Raw genomic sequence first — 16,059 nt, forward strand, 5'->3', positions numbered from 1 at the left:
CGAGGCCATGGGTATGGGTACTGCCATCCGACAATCCGGCGGCGCGTCGACGACGTCCGCCCGTGGCCGATGAAAGGGAACCGCATCATGAGCAAGCGCATCCTTCACGTCGTGAGTAACGTCGCGCACTACGCCGATCCGTCGCAACCGACCGGCCTGTGGCTGTCCGAGCTGACCCATGCCCATCACATCTTCGCGGCGAAAGGCTATGAGCAGCGGCTCGTGAGCCCCAAGGGCGGCGTGTCGCCGCTCGAGCCACGCTCGCTCAAATGGCCGCACGCCGACGCCGCCACGAAAGCGTGGCGCGCCGACAAGGCCAATGAAGCGCTGCTGGCCACCACCGCGCGCCCCGACGAGATCGATCCGGCCGATTTCGATGCGATCTACTTCACCGGCGGCCATGCGGTGATGTGGGACTACCCGGACGATGCGGGGCTGCAGCGGCTCACGCGCGAGATCTACGAGCGCGGCGGTATCGTGTCGTCGGTCTGCCACGGCTACTGCGGACTACTGAATACCAAGCTGTCGGACGGCTCGCTGCTGGTGGCCGGCCGCCGGATCACCGGCTATTCGTGGGTCGAGGAAATCCTGGCAGGCGTCGCGAAGAAGGTGCCCTACAACGTCGAGGAGCAGATGCAGCTGCGTGGCGCGCGCTACGAGAAGGCGCTGCTACCGTTCACGTCGAATGTAGTCGTCGACGGCCGGCTCGTGACCGGCCAGAATCCGCAATCGGCGAAAGCGACCGCGGAACAGGTCGTCGCGTTGCTGTGACGGGATGCGCCGGTGCGACGCCGCTAGGCGCGGGGCGACCGGCGGCGCACAACTGCTTCATCGAGATCGGCGGCGGCAGTCGTCGCCTTACCACTACTGCCCTCCACCGCACTCCCCGATGGGATGCGCGAAAGTAACCGCTTCGCATGGGTTGCACAATCGACCGACTCCGGTTTCGCGGCGATGTCGGCGATCAGTGCCACGATCTGCGCCTTGCTTTGCGCGAGCCGCGCCTCCAGCGCCTCGATGTCCTGCACCTTGGCACACAGCGCGTCCAGCAACGAAGCGCAGGGCCACTGCGCGAGGTCGGCCGGCATCAGCGTGCGAATCTCGTCGAGACTGAAATCCGCCTTCTGCGCGGCCGTGATCAGGTCGAGCACCGTCACCGCTTCCTGCGGATACGTGCGATAGCCGTTCGCTTCGCGCTCGACGAGCGTCAACAGACCGATGCGTTCGTAAAAGCGGATGCGCGAAGGGGTCAGGCCGGTGCGTTCCGCCAGTTCCCCGATCTTCATGTTCCGATACTCCCCGGCCGGATCGCGTCCGGCCATCTGTGCCATCTGTGTCGTCGTGACTGTCAGCTGTCTCCCGATGTTGATTTGCAATCCGATCTTTATCGGCTTCCTGTCGAATGGCGCGCGGACGATGCGCGCTCAAATCACTTCGAAACGCAGCCCCGCATGGCGCTCCAGGCGCTCGATGTAGCGCGCGTCGAACATCGTCGCGGGCGTCCAGAAGCCGCCGCCGCGGCCGGTCTTGACGCCGTCGCCGACGCAATCCAGCGCGAGACTGATCGCGGCCTGGCCGAGCATTTTTCCCGTGGAGCCGTAGCCGGGATCGCGGTCGCCGGTGACTTTCACGCGCAGGGTCTTCCCGTCGTCGGTGCGGCCGAAAAAGCGCAGATCGTAGCGGCCGGCCAGCTGCGCCGCGGCGCTCGGCCCCTCGCCGGGTTTCGGCAGCAGGAAGCGCTCCATCAGGCTGCGCACCGGCTTGACGACGACACCCACCATGAACGCGCCGAGACCGGCCACCATCGTCACCGCCGTCAGTCGGCCCTTCAGGCCCGTGCCCGTCATCACCGCTTCGTCATACGTGAAGCGGCTGCCGTACGCGTTGCCGGCAAGCGCATTGGAGCGATGCACGACGCGCTCGTTGATCGCCGCCATCACGAAGGGCGCGATCCACGCGTCGAAGTCGCGATCGAATGCGGCGGATCGCACCGCCTGCTGGCGCATCGTGAAGCCATGCCCCTTCGGGCACAGCGAATACGGATCGAGCAGTTCCCGGCGCAACGCCGGATCGGCCGCCGCTTCCCGGACGACGTTGATCACGCTCGCCACCGTGCCGCCCGACGCGCCGCCCTTCAGCGTTTTCACCCGCATCTTCACCTGCTCGGCCGGCACGCCCCACTGCTGCCGCGCCTGTTGCTGCAGAAAGAACACGCCCATGTCCGACGGCACCGAATCGAAGCCGCAGCAATGGACGATGCGCGCGCCGGATTGTCGGGCCGCCGGCTCGTACCTGTCGATCATCCGTTTGATCCATTGCGTCTCGCCGGTGAGGTCGCAGTAGTCGGTGCCGGTTTCCGCGCAGACCCTGACCAGCGGCTCCCCGTAAAGCGCATAGGGGCCGACGGTGGACACGACCACCCGCGTCTGCGCGCAGAGCGCGCGAAGCTGCGCTCCGTCGGCCGCGTCGGCGACGATGATCGGCACCGACTGCCCGGCCGCGCCCAGCGTATCCCTGACCTGCCTGAGCTTCGCTTCGGAGCGGCCGGCGATGGCCCAGCGCAGCGTTTCGCCGCTGCCTGACAGGTACTCGGCCAGGTAGCGGGCGAGGATCTGCCCGACGAAACTGGTGGCACCAAATACGACGAGATCGTGGGTCGGACGGGTCATGGGCGATTCCTTCGGCGCGGGCGTGCCGTGAAGTGGCGTGGCGTCAGCGTGGCTTTCCGGGTTCATCGAAGGCCTTCAACGGGGTCGGCAGGTTCAGCACCAGTTGCGCGTCCTTCACCACGTCCAGACGCAGGATGGTCGACGCGCCCAACCCGTCGAGCAACTGGCTCAGCGGGCCGCCGTGCCGCACGAGCTCGACGTTGCGCGGCAGCAGGCGCTGGGCGAACGATAGCGCATTCGTCTGCACTAACGTCTGGTGCCATTCGCCGTCGATGCGGTTGATCATCGTCGACGTGCCCATGTGCGACTGCGACGCGACGTTCGTCAGCGCGGGCATCGGTACGCTCAGGCTCAGGTCCGGCCGGCCGCCCGGACCGGCAATGCGGGCGCTGGCGGTGGCGCCGAGGTTCACGTCGATATCGGCGAGCCACTTGGGCAGCTGATAGCCGTGCACGCCGCGTACCCGCGCGATTTCCGTGGTGACCGGCAGCGCGAGCACGTGCGCGAAGAAGCTCCGGCGCCGCATCGAATCGAGCAGCTCGAGCGCGTGCGACCCGGTCGCGCCGGGCCGCCGGATCACCACCGCGACCGACACTTCGTCATACGGATCGTTGTCGCACACCGAATACGAGAAGAAGGTCAGCGCGACCAGCCCGTACCCGGGGAGCGCGCGCAGCGGCTCGAGCGGCACCGGCAGCGTGGTCCGCAGGCGTTCGAGCGGCGCCAGGAACAGCAACTGAATGCTGCTGGAACGGTAGTAGAAATTCGGCGCCCAGGTCGGGCCGACCCGCGACGCGACCTGACGCTTCGGAATCCGACGGAAAAAATCGATGTTCCCCGCCGCGGGATCGCGCGCTACCTCGTCGAGGTCAGGGTTCATCCGGAACCGGTCGTAGTACCCGCCTTCGGGCACGTCGACCTTGTGCGGACCGAATTCGACCTGTGTAAAACGCCTGTCCATGTTCGTTGCCTCTCGTCGATGATCGACCGTGGCAGGCAACACCCGATGCCCGCTGACTCACCGCCGTCAGCAAGCACTCTAAGATTTAAGTCAACTTTAAGGTCAAGGCCCCGAATAGAGGGGCACGTCGGATTGCATCCGGGCGACCGGCAGGCGCTCAGCATGCCAGTGCCGGATCATTTGGCGGTCGTGCGACGGCCCTTGCCGGATGTCGACACCTCGCCCGGATTGCGCAACCGGTCCATCACCCAGCGCGTACGCTCCGAGCAGGTCAGTTCGGTCGGCCGGTTCTTGATGCTGTCGATCGCGACGCGCAGTTGCGCCTTGTTCTCCTCGAGGCGCTTCTGCATCGCGTCGATCTCGGCGACTTTCCGTTCGAGCGCCTCCACCAGCCCGTCATGCTGCCAGTTGCCCGCTTTCAACGGCAGCAGATGGCGAATCTGTTCCAGCGAGAACCCGGCGCTCTGCGCGCCGGCGATGATCTCGAGCATCCACACCGCGTCTTCGCCGTAGTCCCGATAACCATTCGCACCGCGCTCGACGGCTGTGAGCAACCCTTCAGCCTCGTAGAAACGGATCCGCGAGGCCGTCAGGCCACTGAGCTTCGCGAGCTCCCCGATTCGCATACCTGCCTCTCCAGCGTGTTGACATTAAACCTAACTTTAAACCTAGAGTGAGCGCATCGCCAAGGCAGGCGGGCAGCGGATGCCACCGCATGCGCAGCGCCGGCCCGGCGACCCTCGCGACCGGCAGGACCGTCACGGATCGATATCGCCCACCGAACAGGAGCAGACATGGGATACGTCACAACGCAGGATGGCGTCGACATCTTCTACAAGGACTGGGGGCCGCGCGACGCGCAGGTCATCTTCTTTCATCATGGCTGGCCGCTCAGCGCCGACGACTGGGATGCGCAAATGCTCTTCTTCCTGGCACAGGGCTATCGCGTGATCGCACACGACCGTCGCGGCCACGGGCGCTCCAGCCAGGTCTGGGACGGTCATGACATGGATCACTACGCGGATGACGTCGCCGCGGTCGTGAATCACCTCGGCGTGCAAGGCGCCGTTCATGTCGGCCATTCGACCGGCGGCGGCGAGGTGATCCACTACGTCGCCCGTCACGGCGAAGACCGCGTGGCCAAGGCCGTGCTGATCAGCGCCGTTCCTCCGCTGATGGTCAAGACGGACAGCAATCCGGGCGGCCTGCCGAAAGCGGTGTTCGACAACCTCCAGGCGCAACTCGCGGCGAACCGCGCGCAGTTCTATTACGACGTGCCGGCCGGCCCGTTCTACGGCTACAACCGCGACGGCGCGAAGCCATCGCAAGGCGTCATCTGGAACTGGTGGCGGCAGGGCATGATGGGCAGCGCGAAGGCCCACTACGACGGCATCGTCGCGTTCTCGCAGACCGACTTCACCGAAGACCTGAAAAGCACCACGATCCCCGTGCTCGTGATGCATGGCGACGACGACCAGATCGTCCCGTATGCGGATTCCGGGCTCCTGTCGGCGAAGCTGGCGAGGAACAGCACGCTGAAGACGTATGCGGGCTTCCCGCATGGCATGCCCACGTCCAACGCCGAGACGATCAACGCCGATCTGCTCGCGTTCATCCGCGGCTGAACACCGACGGCGCCCGTGCGGCCTTCGGTTGCCCTTGCATCCGAAGGCCGCCTCCCGCCCGCGCTCGAACGCGGCTAGTCGAGCCCGCGCAGAAAGTCGGGAACGTCTTCACCGATCGACGCAAGATAGCCGGCCATCGCACCGGCGACCTTGCGCACGGCGGGACGTGCCGTCATCCGTTCACGCCACGCGAGCAGGCGGGGCGTTTCGTCCGTCATCGGTGCGCCCTTGCGCGCGCCGAACAGCTGCGCCATGTAGAACGCGATGTCGGCATAGGAATACGTTCCGGCCAGAAACGCGCGATCTGCCAGCACGTGCTCCATGCGCCGATAGTATTCGGCTGCCGCGGCGCGCGCAGCCTGTGCCGCCGGATCGTCCGGTGTCTCCTCCAGCCCCATCAGCCGGATGACGTGCGGAAAATAGAGTTCGTCGCTGCAGTGCTCGAGCTGACGCGCGATCGCGCGCGCCGCCGGATGCGCCGGCCACAGCGCGGGATCGGGCTTCAGGTCCTCGAGATACTCGAAAATCTGCGTGGAATCGAAGAGTTCCAGATCGCCGTCGATCAGCACCGGCACCTGCCGCTTCGGGTTGATGCGCAGCACGTCCGGATGCTTCGGATCGTAGCCGCGACGCTGGCTGAACGGCACCATCACCAACTCGAACTCGATGCCCTTCTCGTGCGCGGCTATCTCGACCTTCGCGCCAAACATGCTCAGCGGCCCGGAAATGATCTTCATCGTTTGATCCTCTGTGGTGTCCTGATGCGCAACCCGCGTCGATGAAACGGATCGGGAATGCGCGAAAGCATAAGCCCAAAAACATGACACCTCATGTCAGGTATTTGAGGTAACGTGTCGCTCATGAAAGCGAGCCGCCTGTTGTCGATCATGATGATGCTGCAAGCGCGCGGCCGGATGACCGCACCGGCGCTCGCCGAAGCATTGGAAGTATCCGAGCGCACGATCCTGCGCGACATCGACCAGCTCTCCACGGCCGGCGTGCCGATCTGGGGCGATCGCGGCCGCAACGGCGGCTTTCAATTGAGCGACGGCTGGCGTACCGATCTCACCGGGCTCACCGAGCACGAAGCGCACGCGCTGATTCTGGCCGGCTTGCCCGGGCCGGCGCGAGAACTGGGCCTCGACGGCATGGCAACTTCCGCGCGGCTGAAGATGATCGCGAGCCTGCCGCCCGGCTCGCGCGAGCATGCCGATCGCGTCGCCAGCCGGCTGCACGTCGACACCGTCGACTGGTACCGCGCGCAGGAAACGCCGGTTTTCCTGCGTGAAGTGGCCGATGCGGTGTGGGGTTCGTATCGTATCGACGTGAAATACCAGAGCTGGCGCGGTGTATCCCGCCGCGAACTCGAGCCGCTCGGCCTCGTGCTCAAGGGCGGCGCGTGGTACCTGGTTGCCAAGGTGGTCGGCAAGCCCGGCGCACTCACGTTCCGGCTCGCGAATATCCTCGAACTCGATGCATCGCGCCGCCGCTTCAAGCGGCCCGCGCGATTCGACCTCGCGACGCACTGGCGCGACGCGATGAGCCGGTACGAAGCCGACCTCGATCGGCTGACCGCCCATATCGCCGTTTCGCCGCGCGGCGAAACCTGGCTGGCCAACGCGCGGATCAAGGCCGAGCCGGTCGCGCATGAAAAAGGCAACACGGAGGTGCCGCCGGGATGGAAGGCGTTCCTGATGCCGATCGAATCGATCGAGCACGGCGCGCGGAAACTGCTGGGGTTCGGCGCACACGTGAAGATCCTCGGGCCGCAAGCGCTCAAGGATCAGTTCATCGACGAGTTGGCGCAGGTGCAGGCGCTTTATCAGGCAGGTGACGATTGAAGCTTCGCGTTGCGCGCCAAAGGGGTCACGGCGATTCGAAACAATGGAACCGTGGAGTCTTCGTCAAGCCAGCAACGCGTTGGCCAGATCCTGAAAGGGTGTGAACGCTGGGAAAGTCATCGGGGAAAGCGGTCGAGGTCGGGATGCCGATTATCGCCGCAAGCACCGCGAGGCATACGATCCGCAATCCGATGCGCCCTTGATTCCGACCGATCAGGCAAACCGTTACCTCCTGCAACACCCGGTTGGCTTATAGTGCGGGTTGCCAATTCGACGAGGAGCGCTGCAATGACACTGCTGGCCAATGGTGCGTTTGAAGTGAAGCTGAATCCGGAATCCCTGAGCGCCGTCGCGGAACAGACCCGGCTCGGCCGCATGTCGCTGGACAAGCAGTATCACGGCGACCTGGAAGCCGTCGGCCACGGAGAGATGCTCGCGTTTCGAAGCAGCGTCCAGGGCTCCGCCGGCTATGTGGCGATGGAAACCGTGCAAGGTGCGCTGGGCGGCCGCCACGGCAGTTTCGTCCTGCAGCACAGCTCCACCATGACCCGCGGGCAGCCGCAGCAGTCGATCACCGTCGTGCCCGATTCGGGCACGGGAGAATTGCTGGGGCTCGCCGGCTCGATGATCATCACCATCGACAACGGCCTGCATTCGTACCGCTTCGACTACACGTTGCCGGAATCGCCTCGGTAAGCCGGCTCATGCAGCCGATACGGCTGCTTCGTGTGGTCGCCGCGCCGGGGCAATGACGCCCTCCATGCAGCATTCACTTGCCCGATACCCGGCAATTGCGCTTCGACGAATAGCATTACCGGTTTCGATCGTGAACACGCGGATGCGTTCGACCGCGGTGACGCACTCACCCGTCACCGCGCCATGACACCACGATCGTCACGCGTTCAATTCCACGCATGGCGCGCCGGCCGCACACCGTTCAGGTAGTAGTTGCCGACGAGGTGATATTTCCAGCGCACCGGATCGTGCAGCGTATGCGTGCGTGCATTGCGCCAGTGCCGGTCGAGGTTGTGCTCGGCCAGCGTCGACTGCGTGCCGGCCAGCTCGAACAGCTTCTCGCCCGCGAGCAGCGCGACTTCCGTCGTCAGCACCTTCGCCTCTCCCACAGCCACCGATGCACGCGCGACATCGTCCTCGGTCACGTCGCCGCGCGCCGCGATCTCGTCGAGCGTACGCGCCGCACGCTCGAGCAGCGCCTCCGCCGCATGCAGCTGGATGTGCAGATGGCCGACCTCGCGAATCGTCAGCGGATCGTCGGCCGCCCGCTCGACGCCGCTGTCCACCCACGGCCGCGTGCGCGAGCGCACGAACGCCAGCGTATCGTCGAGCGCGGCCTTCGCGATGCCCGCGTCGATCGCGGCCTGGATGATCTGCGACAGCGGGCCGTTCAGCGTCGGCAGATCCGACACGCGCTGCGCCGGCAGTACATGCGACGCCGGCACGCGCACGTTGTCGAGCACGACGGTGCCGCTCGCGGTGGTCCGTTGCCCGAACCCCGACCAGTCATCGATCACGGTCAGCCCCGGCGCGGGCTGGCGAATGTACGCGAGCCACGCGTGGCCCGTGTCGTCGAGGCCGAGCACCGGCACGTAGTGCGCGAACAGCGCGCCGGTCGAATAGAACTTGGTGCCGTCGACGACGTAATCGTCGCCGTCCCGCCGCACGCGTGTCTTCAGGTCGAGCACGTGCTTCGTGCCCTTCTCCGAAAAGCCGTTGCCGAACCGCTTGCCGCTCAGCACTTCCGAGAACAGGTGACGCTTCTGCGCGTCGGTGCCGGTCAGCGCGATCACGTCGACCAGCCCGAAATGATTCTGCGGCAACTGCCCGAGCGACGGATCGGCCGCCGCGACGATCTTCACCACCTCCGTGAGCGTCACGTGCGACACGCCCGCGCCGCCGTATGCCTTCGGCACGGTGATGGCCCACAGTCCCGACTGCGAGAACCATTCGATCTCGTCACGCGGCAGCCGGCGCTCCCGGTCGCGCTCCGCCGCCCCTTCCGCAAGCCGCTTCGCAAGCGCATGCGCGGCCGCGATGGCCTGCGCGTCGTCGGCGATCACGTGTGCCGCTTGCGGTTGCGTTTCGACCGGCCGTTCCTGGATCGTGGCGCTCGTCTCTGACATCGGGCTCTCCTGCTGATTGACGGAAGCATTCAATCTAGCAGCGCCCCGCACGCCGGCAAACCGAGCGATTCGCACAACGATATTCCTTCGCATGACAAACGATGCGGTGTGCGGGCCGTAATAAACCGCGCGTCAGCGACGAAATCGACGCCCTGGCATCGACGCCACACCGCCTCGCCCGCGTAATGCCCGATGGCGATAACGATGTATGAATCCGTTATTGGATCGTCCGAAGCCGGCTTCCTATACTAGGGCCTGTTCACGCTAATAACGGGCTTGCGAACGCACCTTGCCGGACGTAGTGCAAGGAGTGAGGAGCGCCGTTTGGCCGAGCCAAACAAGCGACGATCGACGCCGCAATACGGCCGGCAAGGCGCGTTCCCCTGTTCGGAAAAATTCATTCGTGGGGCTGGCCACCAGAAGGGCCGATCGCCGCGTCATGCTCCTCGCGAATACGTTGAGTATTCGCTTCGTCGCAATCCTCGCGCTCGGCCCTTCTGGTGGCCAGCGCAAGCCCGTTATTAGCGTGAACAGGCCCTAGCCTGCCGGCATCGACGGCCCTGCCTTTCAAGGATCACCGCATGACTTCGTCTCCCCCAGCAACCGAACTTTCCACCGGCACCGACTATGACGCGCTTGCCAGCCGCTTCAGGCCCATCTTCGAACGCATCGCGGCCGGCACCGCGGAACGCGAACGCCACCGCGAGCTGCCGCACGAGGCGATCGGCTGGCTGAAGGCCGCCGGTTTCGGCGCCGTGCGGCTGCCGGTGCGCGATGGCGGCGCCGGCGCGTCCCTGCCGCAGCTGTTCCGGCTGCTGACCGAACTCGCGACTGCCGATTCCAATCTGCCGCAGGCATTGCGCGGGCACTTCGCATTCGTCGAGGACTGGCTGAACGCGCCGCCCGGCGCCGATCGCCAGATCTGGTTCGACCGCTTCGCGAGCGGCCAGCTCGTCGGCAATGCATGGACGGAAACCGGCGACGTGGCGCTCGGCCAGACCATCACGAAGGTATCCGAAAAGAATGGCCGTCTCGTGCTGAACGGCCGGAAGTTCTACAGCACCGGCAGCCTGTTCGCCGACTGGATCGACGTGTTCGCGCAACGCGCGGACGACGGCCGCGACGTGATCGTCGCCGTCTCGACCGCACAGCCCGGCGTGATCCGCGAGGACGACTGGGACGGCTTCGGCCAGACGACGACCGGCAGCGGCACCACGCGCTTCGAAGACGCGGCGGTCGACGCACGGGACGTGATCGACTTCGCGCGACGCTTCAAGTACCAGACGGCGTTCTACCAGCTCTTCCACGTCGCGACGCTGGCCGGCATCGGCCACGCGATCGTGCGCGACGCGGGCGACCTGGTGCGCCGCCGCACCCGCGTGTACAGCCACGGCAACGCCCCGCGCGCGGCCGACGACGCGCAGCTGCAGCAGGTGATCGGCGAGATCGCGTCGTGGGCCTATGCGGCCGACGCGCTCGCGCTGCGCGCCGCGCAGCCGCTGCAACGGGCCTACGAAGCGCACTTCGATGGCGACGAGGCGGCCGAGCACGATGCGAACGTCGCGGCCGAGATCGAATCCGCGCAAAGCCAGCTCGTCGTGTCGGACCTCGTGCTGCGCGCGGCGACACGCCTGTTCGACGCGCTCGGCGCGTCGGCGACCCGCAGCACGACGGCGCTCGATCGTCACTGGCGCAACGCGCGCACCGTGTCGTCGCACAATCCGCTCGTCTACAAGGCGCGGATCGTCGGCGACTGGGTCATCAACGGGCGCACGCCGCCGTTCGTCTGGCAGATCGGCAACGGCCCGGGGGCGCGTACGGACGCGAGCACGCATGCAGAAACAGGAGCCGCCCAATGAGCAAGACCATCCGCTTCAATGCGTTCGAGATGAACTGCGTCGGCCACCAGTCGCCCGGGCTGTGGGCCCATCCGCGCGACCGGTCGTGGCAATACAAGGATCTCGACTACTGGACCGACCTCGCCCGCGTGCTCGAACGCGGGATTTTCGACGCGATCTTCATCGCGGACGTGATCGGCTATTACGACGTCTACAAGGGCAGCAATTACCACGCGCTGCACCAGGCCGCGCAGATCCCGGTCAACGATCCGCTGCAGCTCGCCGCGCCGATCGCGATGGCGACCGAACATCTCGGCATCGGCATCACCGCGTCGACGACGTTCGAGCATCCGTACACGTTCGCGCGCCGGCTGTCGACCGCCGACCATCACACGAAGGGCCGGCTCGCGTGGAATATCGTCACGTCCTACCTCGAAAGCGGCGCGAAGAACGTCGGCGACAACGGCCTGCGCACGCACGACGACCGCTATGCGGTCGCGGCCGAATACGTCGAGGTGCTGTACAAGCTGTTCGAAGGCAGCTGGGAAGACGGCGCGGTCGTGCGCGATCGCGACGGCCGCGTGTTCACGCATCCGGAGAAGGTGCACGAGATCGGCCACAAGGGCCGCTTCTTCGACGTGCCCGGCTACCACCTGTGCGAGCCGTCGCCGCAGCGCACGCCGGTGCTGTTCCAGGCCGGTGCGTCCGGCCCCGGCAAGGCGTTCGCCGCGCAGCACGCGGAATGCGTGTTCGTCGCCGCGCCGACCCGCCCGCAGCTCGCGCGCTACGTGGCCGACGTGCGCGCGCAGGCCACGGCCGCCGGGCGCGATGCGAGCAAGGTCCTGATCTACAACCTCGTCACCGTGATCGTCGACGAAACCGACGAGAAGGCGCAGGCCAAGTTCGACGAGTATCGCAAGTACGTGTCGTACGACGGCTCGCTGGTGTTCATGTCCGGCTGGACCGGCATCGACTTCGGCCAGTACGCGCCGAACGATCCCGTCCGGCGCGTCGAAACGAATGCGATCGTGTCGGCGGTCGAGCACCTCGCGGGCGGTGACACCGCGTGGACGATCGAGGAACTGGCAGCCTGGGGCGGCATCGGTGGCCTGGGGCCGGTGTTCGTCGGGTCGGCGCAAACCGTCGCGGACATCCTGCAGGAATGGGTCGCCGCCACCGACGTGGACGGCTTCAACCTCGCGTATGCGGTGGCGCACGAAACCTTCGAGGACGTCGTGCGTTATCTCGTCCCCGAGCTGCAGCGGCGCGGCGTGTATCCGACCGGCTATGCGCCGGGCACGCTGCGCGAGAAACTGTTCGGCGGGTCGGCGCGGCTGCCGGACGAACATCCGGCCGCGCAGTATCGCGACATCGAGCAGGTCAAGCGCGATGCGGAGCGGGTGGCTGCCTGAGCGTGCCTTCAATGTGACGCCTCGTCGGCCAGCGTGCGGGCCGGCTTCATGACGCCCGGGTGCCCCGTGCACCACGACGCTCGCCCGCCACGCCGCGCGTGCGAGCGCCCTCCTCCCTCCGGCGTGCATTTGAGGCCGGATGCAAAACGACGGCATTGACCGGGAAGTCGGCGTGGACCCACGCACGTCGACAAGAAAGGGCAAGCTCATGTTGATCACTTTCAGCGGCTTGCCCGGCACCGGGAAGAGTACGCTTGCGAGCCGACTCGCCGTTCGCCTGGGAGCGGTCTATCTTCGCGTCGACTCCATCGAACAAGCGATCCGGACTTCGGGCATTCTGGACGAGGGCGCTGAAATGGGCGGCGCCGGCTATGCGGTCTGCTACAGCGTGGCGGCCGATAATCTGGCGATCGGAACCACCGTCGTCGCAGATTCCGTCAACCCGCTCGAGGTGACGCGAAACGCATTCAGGAACATCGCGGCGCACATCGGTGTTCCCGTGTTCGAAATCGAGATCGTATGTTCCGATCGGCAGCAGCATCGACAGCGTGTCGAAACACGGCAGTCCACCATTGCAGGGCTCGTGTTGCCCACCTGGCAGGAAGTCGTTGATCGCGATTACAACGCGTGGGACCGCCCGCACCTGCAGATCGATACAGCGTTCAAGTCCGTCGAGCAATGCGTCGATCAGATCCTTCGCGCGTTACCGGTGGCATGAACGGAAGGCGTGGAGTCGCGATCCACGTGTTCCGATACCGGAACACGGGATACCGGTGGTTGCGCGCCCGGTTGCGTTCAGGCAATGCCCTCCTCGTCATCGATATCCCGCGCCGTCGGCTCGTAACGCACGATCAGCAGGAACACGATCGGCGTGGCCGCGCTGATCGCGACCACCCAGAACATGTCCGTGCCGAGCCGCGCCTGCAGGATCGGCAGCACGAACAGCGCGAGCGCCTGGCCGATGCCGCACAGCGAACGCCCGAAACCGACGCCGGTGCCGCGGATCGCCGCCGGATACGACAGCGTCGGATAGATCATCATCTGCGCGCCCGGCCCGAACCCTTCCGCGAACAGCCAGGTGCCGAGCATCAGCAGCACGAAGCCGATCGCGACTGCGCCATGCGGATGCCCTGCCAGCGCGAGCGCCACGAGCGCGACGAACTGGAGCGCGAAGCCCGCGATCGCGACATGGCGCGACGCATGGCGATGGGCGAGACGCATGCCCAGCAAGCCGCCGGTGAACGCAAACAGCACGTTCAGCGCCAGCGACGCCGCGATCGTTTCGAACACGCCCGCGCCGAGAAACTGCGACAGGATCGACGGCAGGAAGAACGCGATCGCCGTGTATTCGAACGGGATGCACAGGTTCATCACGCTGGCGACGATCGTGCGCCCCAGGTACGGGCGCTGGAACAGCACGCGAATGCGCACGGGCGGCTGGCTCGGCGCGCGCCGGGCATCTTCCGCTTCGTGCGCATGAATCCCGTACGACTCGCGCAGAATCCGCGCGGCGTTGGCCAGGTCGCCCTGGTTCGCGGCCCACAGCGGCGATTCGTTCATGAACCGGTTCCTGAACAGAATGATGATCAGGGCGGGCACCGCGCCGAAGATCAGCGACGCGCGCCACAGCCACCCCGCATGCTCGGCGGGCAACAGGAAATACAGCCCGAAGATCAGCAGGAAGCAGACCGACGACGCCACGTACCACATCGGGCACCACGCCGCGAGCCGCGACGCCTTGTTGCCGCGCCCGTTGAACTTCGAGAATTCCGCGAGAAACGCCATCGCGACCGGCAGGTCGATGCCGACCCCGAGCCCCATCACGAAGCGCGCGCCGATCAGCACCCAGACGTTCGGCGCCAGCCCGGCCGCGATTGCCGCGACCACGAAAAACAGCATGTCGGCCATGAACACCTGATAGCGGCCGATCTTGTCGGTCAGCCATCCGCCGATCAGGCTGCCGAAGATCGTGCCGATCATGATCGCCGACCCGACCAGCCCGGTCAGCGCCGGCGTCAGGCCGAACTCGCGCGCCACGTCGTCGATCCCGTAGGACAGCGTCGTCAGGTCGTACGCATCGAGAAACACGCCGCCCAGCGCCAGCAGCACGATCATCCGGGCATGGCTGACCGAGCTGTCCACCGTGTTGATCAGCCGCGCGACGTCGCTTGCCGAGCGAATGGGCGAGGATACCGGTGTCACGGCGTTCAGATCGATCGAACTCATCGCATTCCTTAGTTTTTCGCCGCATGACCGGCGAGGTCCGCATGGAGCCGGAAGTCGGGCGTATTCAATCGCGGCCCGCAGAGAACCCAGGCAGCCGAGCGCTTCCCGCCACGCGACGCCATCACGTTCCGGCAGCACGCATTCTGTTCTCCCGATTCCGTTATCCCAAGCGATATAAATCGATAAATTAATCGGCCCGCGTCATAAAGTTGCTCGCCGCCCACGCTTAGCAGCAGCGTGCATGTTCAATCGCGGAATTCTTCGTTCACGGAGCGCCGATGCTTCGCTACATTGACCGGTCACCCTGCCTGTTCGCGGCATCTTGCCGCCCTTCCGGAGAATCCCCGATGAAGCTGTCCTGGTCCCGCGCGTGGCAATCCGCGGCCCTCGTCGTTGCCGCGTTCGCCAGCCTCGTTTCGGTGCATGCACGCGCCGCGACGCCCGCGGAGATCCGCGTCGACTATGCGTACTACTCGCCCGAGAGCTTGGTGATCCGCCACTTCGGCTGGCTCGAGGACGAATTCAAGGCCGACCGCACGTCGATTCGCTGGGTGCTGAGCCTCGGCAGCAATCGCGCGCTCGAATACCTGAACAGCGGTGCGGTCGATTTCGGTTCCGCGGCGGGCCTCGCGTCGGTGCTCGCGCGCGCGAACGGCAACCCGATCCATACGGTCTACGTGTTCTCCCGCCCCGAGTGGACCGCGCTGGTGGTCCGCAAGGATTCGCCGATCCGATCGCTCGCGGACCTGAAGGGCAAGAAGATCGCCGCGACGCGCGGCACCGATCCGTTCCTGTTCACGCTACGCGCGCTGCACACGGTCGGCCTGACCCGCGACGACGTCGAAATCGTCAACCTGCAGCATCCGGACGGGCGCACCGCACTCGCGAACGGCCAGGTCGATGCGTGGGCCGGCCTCGATCCGCACATGGCCGCGGCGCAGCTCGACGACGGCGCGCGCCTGCTCTATCGCAATGTCACGTTCAACACCTATGGGTTCCTGAACGTCCGCGACGCGTTCGCCAGCCAGTACCCGCAGGCGGTCACGCGCGTGCTGAAGGTCTACGATCGCGCGCGCCAGTGGATCGTCGCGCATCCGGCCGACACCGCGCAGATCGTCGCCGACGAATCGAAGGTGTCGCTGCCGGTGGCGAAGCTGCAGCTGCAGCGCAACGACTTCAGCGATCCCGTTCCGGGCGACACCCAGCGCGCGGCGCTGAAAGCGGCCGCCCCCGTGTTGACGGCCGAACAGCTGACCAAGCCCGGCGTCGATCCCGCGAAGATCGTCGATACGCTGATCGATCCGTCGTTTGCGCGCCCGCTCGTCGACGCGTCGCGCTGAGCTGCC

15 protein-coding genes are annotated in these 16,059 nt (G+C 66.1%); 8 read left to right on the forward strand and 7 right to left on the reverse strand.

What is annotated here, in order from left to right; translation table 11 throughout:
• Nucleotides 1-87: 87 nt before the first annotated feature.
• Nucleotides 88-771 carry a type 1 glutamine amidotransferase domain-containing protein gene (locus tag CFB34_RS36220; RefSeq protein WP_089444565.1) on the forward strand — a complete coding sequence of 228 codons (684 nt, stop codon included), beginning with the start codon at nt 88-90 and terminating at the stop codon, nt 769-771.
• Between the two features lie 23 nt (nt 772-794).
• On the opposite strand, the gene CFB34_RS36225 is transcribed toward CFB34_RS36220, so the two are convergent.
• From CFB34_RS36225 to CFB34_RS36240, 4 genes are all read right to left on the reverse strand, one after another.
• On the reverse strand, nt 795-1,286 hold the full coding sequence (locus CFB34_RS36225) for a MerR family transcriptional regulator (protein WP_179243800.1): 492 nt from the start codon (nt 1,284-1,286) through the stop codon (nt 795-797).
• Nucleotides 1,287-1,424: 138 nt separating this feature from the next.
• Nucleotides 1,425-2,669, reverse strand: a complete 1,245-nt coding sequence (locus tag CFB34_RS36230) for a saccharopine dehydrogenase NADP-binding domain-containing protein (RefSeq protein WP_089444460.1) — start codon at nt 2,667-2,669, stop codon at nt 1,425-1,427.
• 43 nt (nt 2,670-2,712) lie between these two features.
• A complete protein-coding gene (locus tag CFB34_RS36235; protein ID WP_089444461.1) occupies nt 2,713-3,630 on the reverse strand; it encodes an acetoacetate decarboxylase in 918 nt (305 codons plus the stop codon).
• Nucleotides 3,631-3,806: 176 nt separating this feature from the next.
• A complete protein-coding gene (locus CFB34_RS36240; protein ID WP_089444462.1) occupies nt 3,807-4,256 on the reverse strand; it encodes a MerR family transcriptional regulator in 450 nt (149 codons plus the stop codon).
• Between the two features lie 168 nt (nt 4,257-4,424).
• Here CFB34_RS36240 and CFB34_RS36245 point away from each other — a divergent pair, with 168 nt between their 5' ends.
• Complete coding sequence (locus tag CFB34_RS36245; protein WP_089444463.1) at nt 4,425-5,255, forward strand: alpha/beta hydrolase; 831 nt, start codon at nt 4,425-4,427, stop codon at nt 5,253-5,255.
• A 74-nt stretch (nt 5,256-5,329) separates the two neighbouring features.
• Here the strand turns inward: CFB34_RS36245 and CFB34_RS36250 are convergent, their stop codons facing one another.
• Complete coding sequence (locus CFB34_RS36250) at nt 5,330-5,992, reverse strand: glutathione S-transferase family protein (protein WP_089444464.1); 663 nt, start codon at nt 5,990-5,992, stop codon at nt 5,330-5,332.
• A gap of 123 nt (nt 5,993-6,115) precedes the next feature.
• Between CFB34_RS36250 and CFB34_RS36255 the strand changes: the two genes are divergently transcribed.
• Together CFB34_RS36255 and CFB34_RS36260 are read left to right on the forward strand one after the other, a co-directional pair.
• The gene (locus CFB34_RS36255) at nt 6,116-7,096 is read left to right on the forward strand and encodes a YafY family protein (protein ID WP_089444465.1); all 981 of its coding nucleotides are present in this window, start codon (nt 6,116-6,118) and stop codon (nt 7,094-7,096) included.
• Nucleotides 7,097-7,384: 288 nt separating this feature from the next.
• A complete protein-coding gene (locus CFB34_RS36260) occupies nt 7,385-7,792 on the forward strand; it encodes a DUF3224 domain-containing protein (protein ID WP_089444466.1) in 408 nt (135 codons plus the stop codon).
• A gap of 206 nt (nt 7,793-7,998) precedes the next feature.
• On the opposite strand, the gene CFB34_RS36265 is transcribed toward CFB34_RS36260, so the two are convergent.
• Nucleotides 7,999-9,237, reverse strand: a complete 1,239-nt coding sequence (locus CFB34_RS36265; RefSeq protein WP_089444467.1) for an SfnB family sulfur acquisition oxidoreductase — start codon at nt 9,235-9,237, stop codon at nt 7,999-8,001.
• Between the two features lie 581 nt (nt 9,238-9,818).
• Between CFB34_RS36265 and CFB34_RS36270 the strand changes: the two genes are divergently transcribed.
• The 3 genes from CFB34_RS36270 (at nt 9,819) to CFB34_RS36280 (ending at nt 13,205) form a co-directional block, all read left to right on the forward strand.
• The gene (locus CFB34_RS36270; protein WP_089444468.1) at nt 9,819-11,096 is read left to right on the forward strand and encodes an acyl-CoA dehydrogenase family protein; all 1,278 of its coding nucleotides are present in this window, start codon (nt 9,819-9,821) and stop codon (nt 11,094-11,096) included.
• The gene (locus CFB34_RS36275) at nt 11,093-12,487 is read left to right on the forward strand and encodes an LLM class flavin-dependent oxidoreductase (RefSeq protein WP_089444469.1); all 1,395 of its coding nucleotides are present in this window, start codon (nt 11,093-11,095) and stop codon (nt 12,485-12,487) included. Before CFB34_RS36270 ends, CFB34_RS36275 begins: the two co-directional genes overlap by 4 nt.
• Before the next feature lie 139 nt (nt 12,488-12,626).
• Nucleotides 12,627-13,205: an AAA family ATPase gene (locus CFB34_RS36280; protein ID WP_242808767.1), complete on the forward strand. Its 579-nt coding sequence runs from the start codon at nt 12,627-12,629 to the stop codon at nt 13,203-13,205.
• A 77-nt stretch (nt 13,206-13,282) separates the two neighbouring features.
• Here CFB34_RS36280 and CFB34_RS36285 read toward each other — a convergent pair whose 3' ends face one another.
• Nucleotides 13,283-14,713 carry an MFS transporter gene (locus CFB34_RS36285; RefSeq protein WP_089444470.1) on the reverse strand — a complete coding sequence of 477 codons (1,431 nt, stop codon included), beginning with the start codon at nt 14,711-14,713 and terminating at the stop codon, nt 13,283-13,285.
• A 347-nt stretch (nt 14,714-15,060) separates the two neighbouring features.
• On the opposite strand from CFB34_RS36285, the gene CFB34_RS36290 reads away from it, so the two are divergent.
• The gene (locus CFB34_RS36290; RefSeq protein ID WP_089444471.1) at nt 15,061-16,053 is read left to right on the forward strand and encodes an aliphatic sulfonate ABC transporter substrate-binding protein; all 993 of its coding nucleotides are present in this window, start codon (nt 15,061-15,063) and stop codon (nt 16,051-16,053) included.
• Nucleotides 16,054-16,059 lie beyond the last annotated feature (6 nt).

The sequence above is a fragment of the Burkholderia sp. HI4860 genome (assembly GCF_002223045.2).
GTDB lineage: Bacteria > Pseudomonadota > Gammaproteobacteria > Burkholderiales > Burkholderiaceae > Burkholderia.

Bases quoted from the DNA above. Each gene is read 5' to 3' on its own strand.
- CFB34_RS36270 (WP_089444468.1), top strand. From the start codon at position 9,819: ATGACTTCGTCTCCCCCAGCAACCGAACTTTCCACCGGCACCGACTAT.
- CFB34_RS36255 (WP_089444465.1), top strand. From the start codon at position 6,116: ATGAAAGCGAGCCGCCTGTTGTCGATCATGATGATGCTGCAAGCGCGC.
- CFB34_RS36285 (WP_089444470.1), bottom strand. From the start codon at position 14,713: ATGAGTTCGATCGATCTGAACGCCGTGACACCGGTATCCTCGCCCATT.
- CFB34_RS36265 (WP_089444467.1), bottom strand. From the start codon at position 9,237: ATGTCAGAGACGAGCGCCACGATCCAGGAACGGCCGGTCGAAACGCAA.
- CFB34_RS36250 (WP_089444464.1), bottom strand. From the start codon at position 5,992: ATGAAGATCATTTCCGGGCCGCTGAGCATGTTTGGCGCGAAGGTCGAG.
- CFB34_RS36245 (WP_089444463.1), top strand. From the start codon at position 4,425: ATGGGATACGTCACAACGCAGGATGGCGTCGACATCTTCTACAAGGAC.
- CFB34_RS36220 (WP_089444565.1), top strand. From the start codon at position 88: ATGAGCAAGCGCATCCTTCACGTCGTGAGTAACGTCGCGCACTACGCC.
- CFB34_RS36235 (WP_089444461.1), bottom strand. From the start codon at position 3,630: ATGGACAGGCGTTTTACACAGGTCGAATTCGGTCCGCACAAGGTCGAC.
- CFB34_RS36230 (WP_089444460.1), bottom strand. From the start codon at position 2,669: ATGACCCGTCCGACCCACGATCTCGTCGTATTTGGTGCCACCAGTTTC.
- CFB34_RS36240 (WP_089444462.1), bottom strand. From the start codon at position 4,256: ATGCGAATCGGGGAGCTCGCGAAGCTCAGTGGCCTGACGGCCTCGCGG.
- CFB34_RS36280 (WP_242808767.1), top strand. From the start codon at position 12,627: ATGCAAAACGACGGCATTGACCGGGAAGTCGGCGTGGACCCACGCACG.
- CFB34_RS36290 (WP_089444471.1), top strand. From the start codon at position 15,061: ATGAAGCTGTCCTGGTCCCGCGCGTGGCAATCCGCGGCCCTCGTCGTT.
- CFB34_RS36260 (WP_089444466.1), top strand. From the start codon at position 7,385: ATGACACTGCTGGCCAATGGTGCGTTTGAAGTGAAGCTGAATCCGGAA.
- CFB34_RS36225 (WP_179243800.1), bottom strand. From the start codon at position 1,286: ATGAAGATCGGGGAACTGGCGGAACGCACCGGCCTGACCCCTTCGCGC.
- CFB34_RS36275 (WP_089444469.1), top strand. From the start codon at position 11,093: ATGAGCAAGACCATCCGCTTCAATGCGTTCGAGATGAACTGCGTCGGC.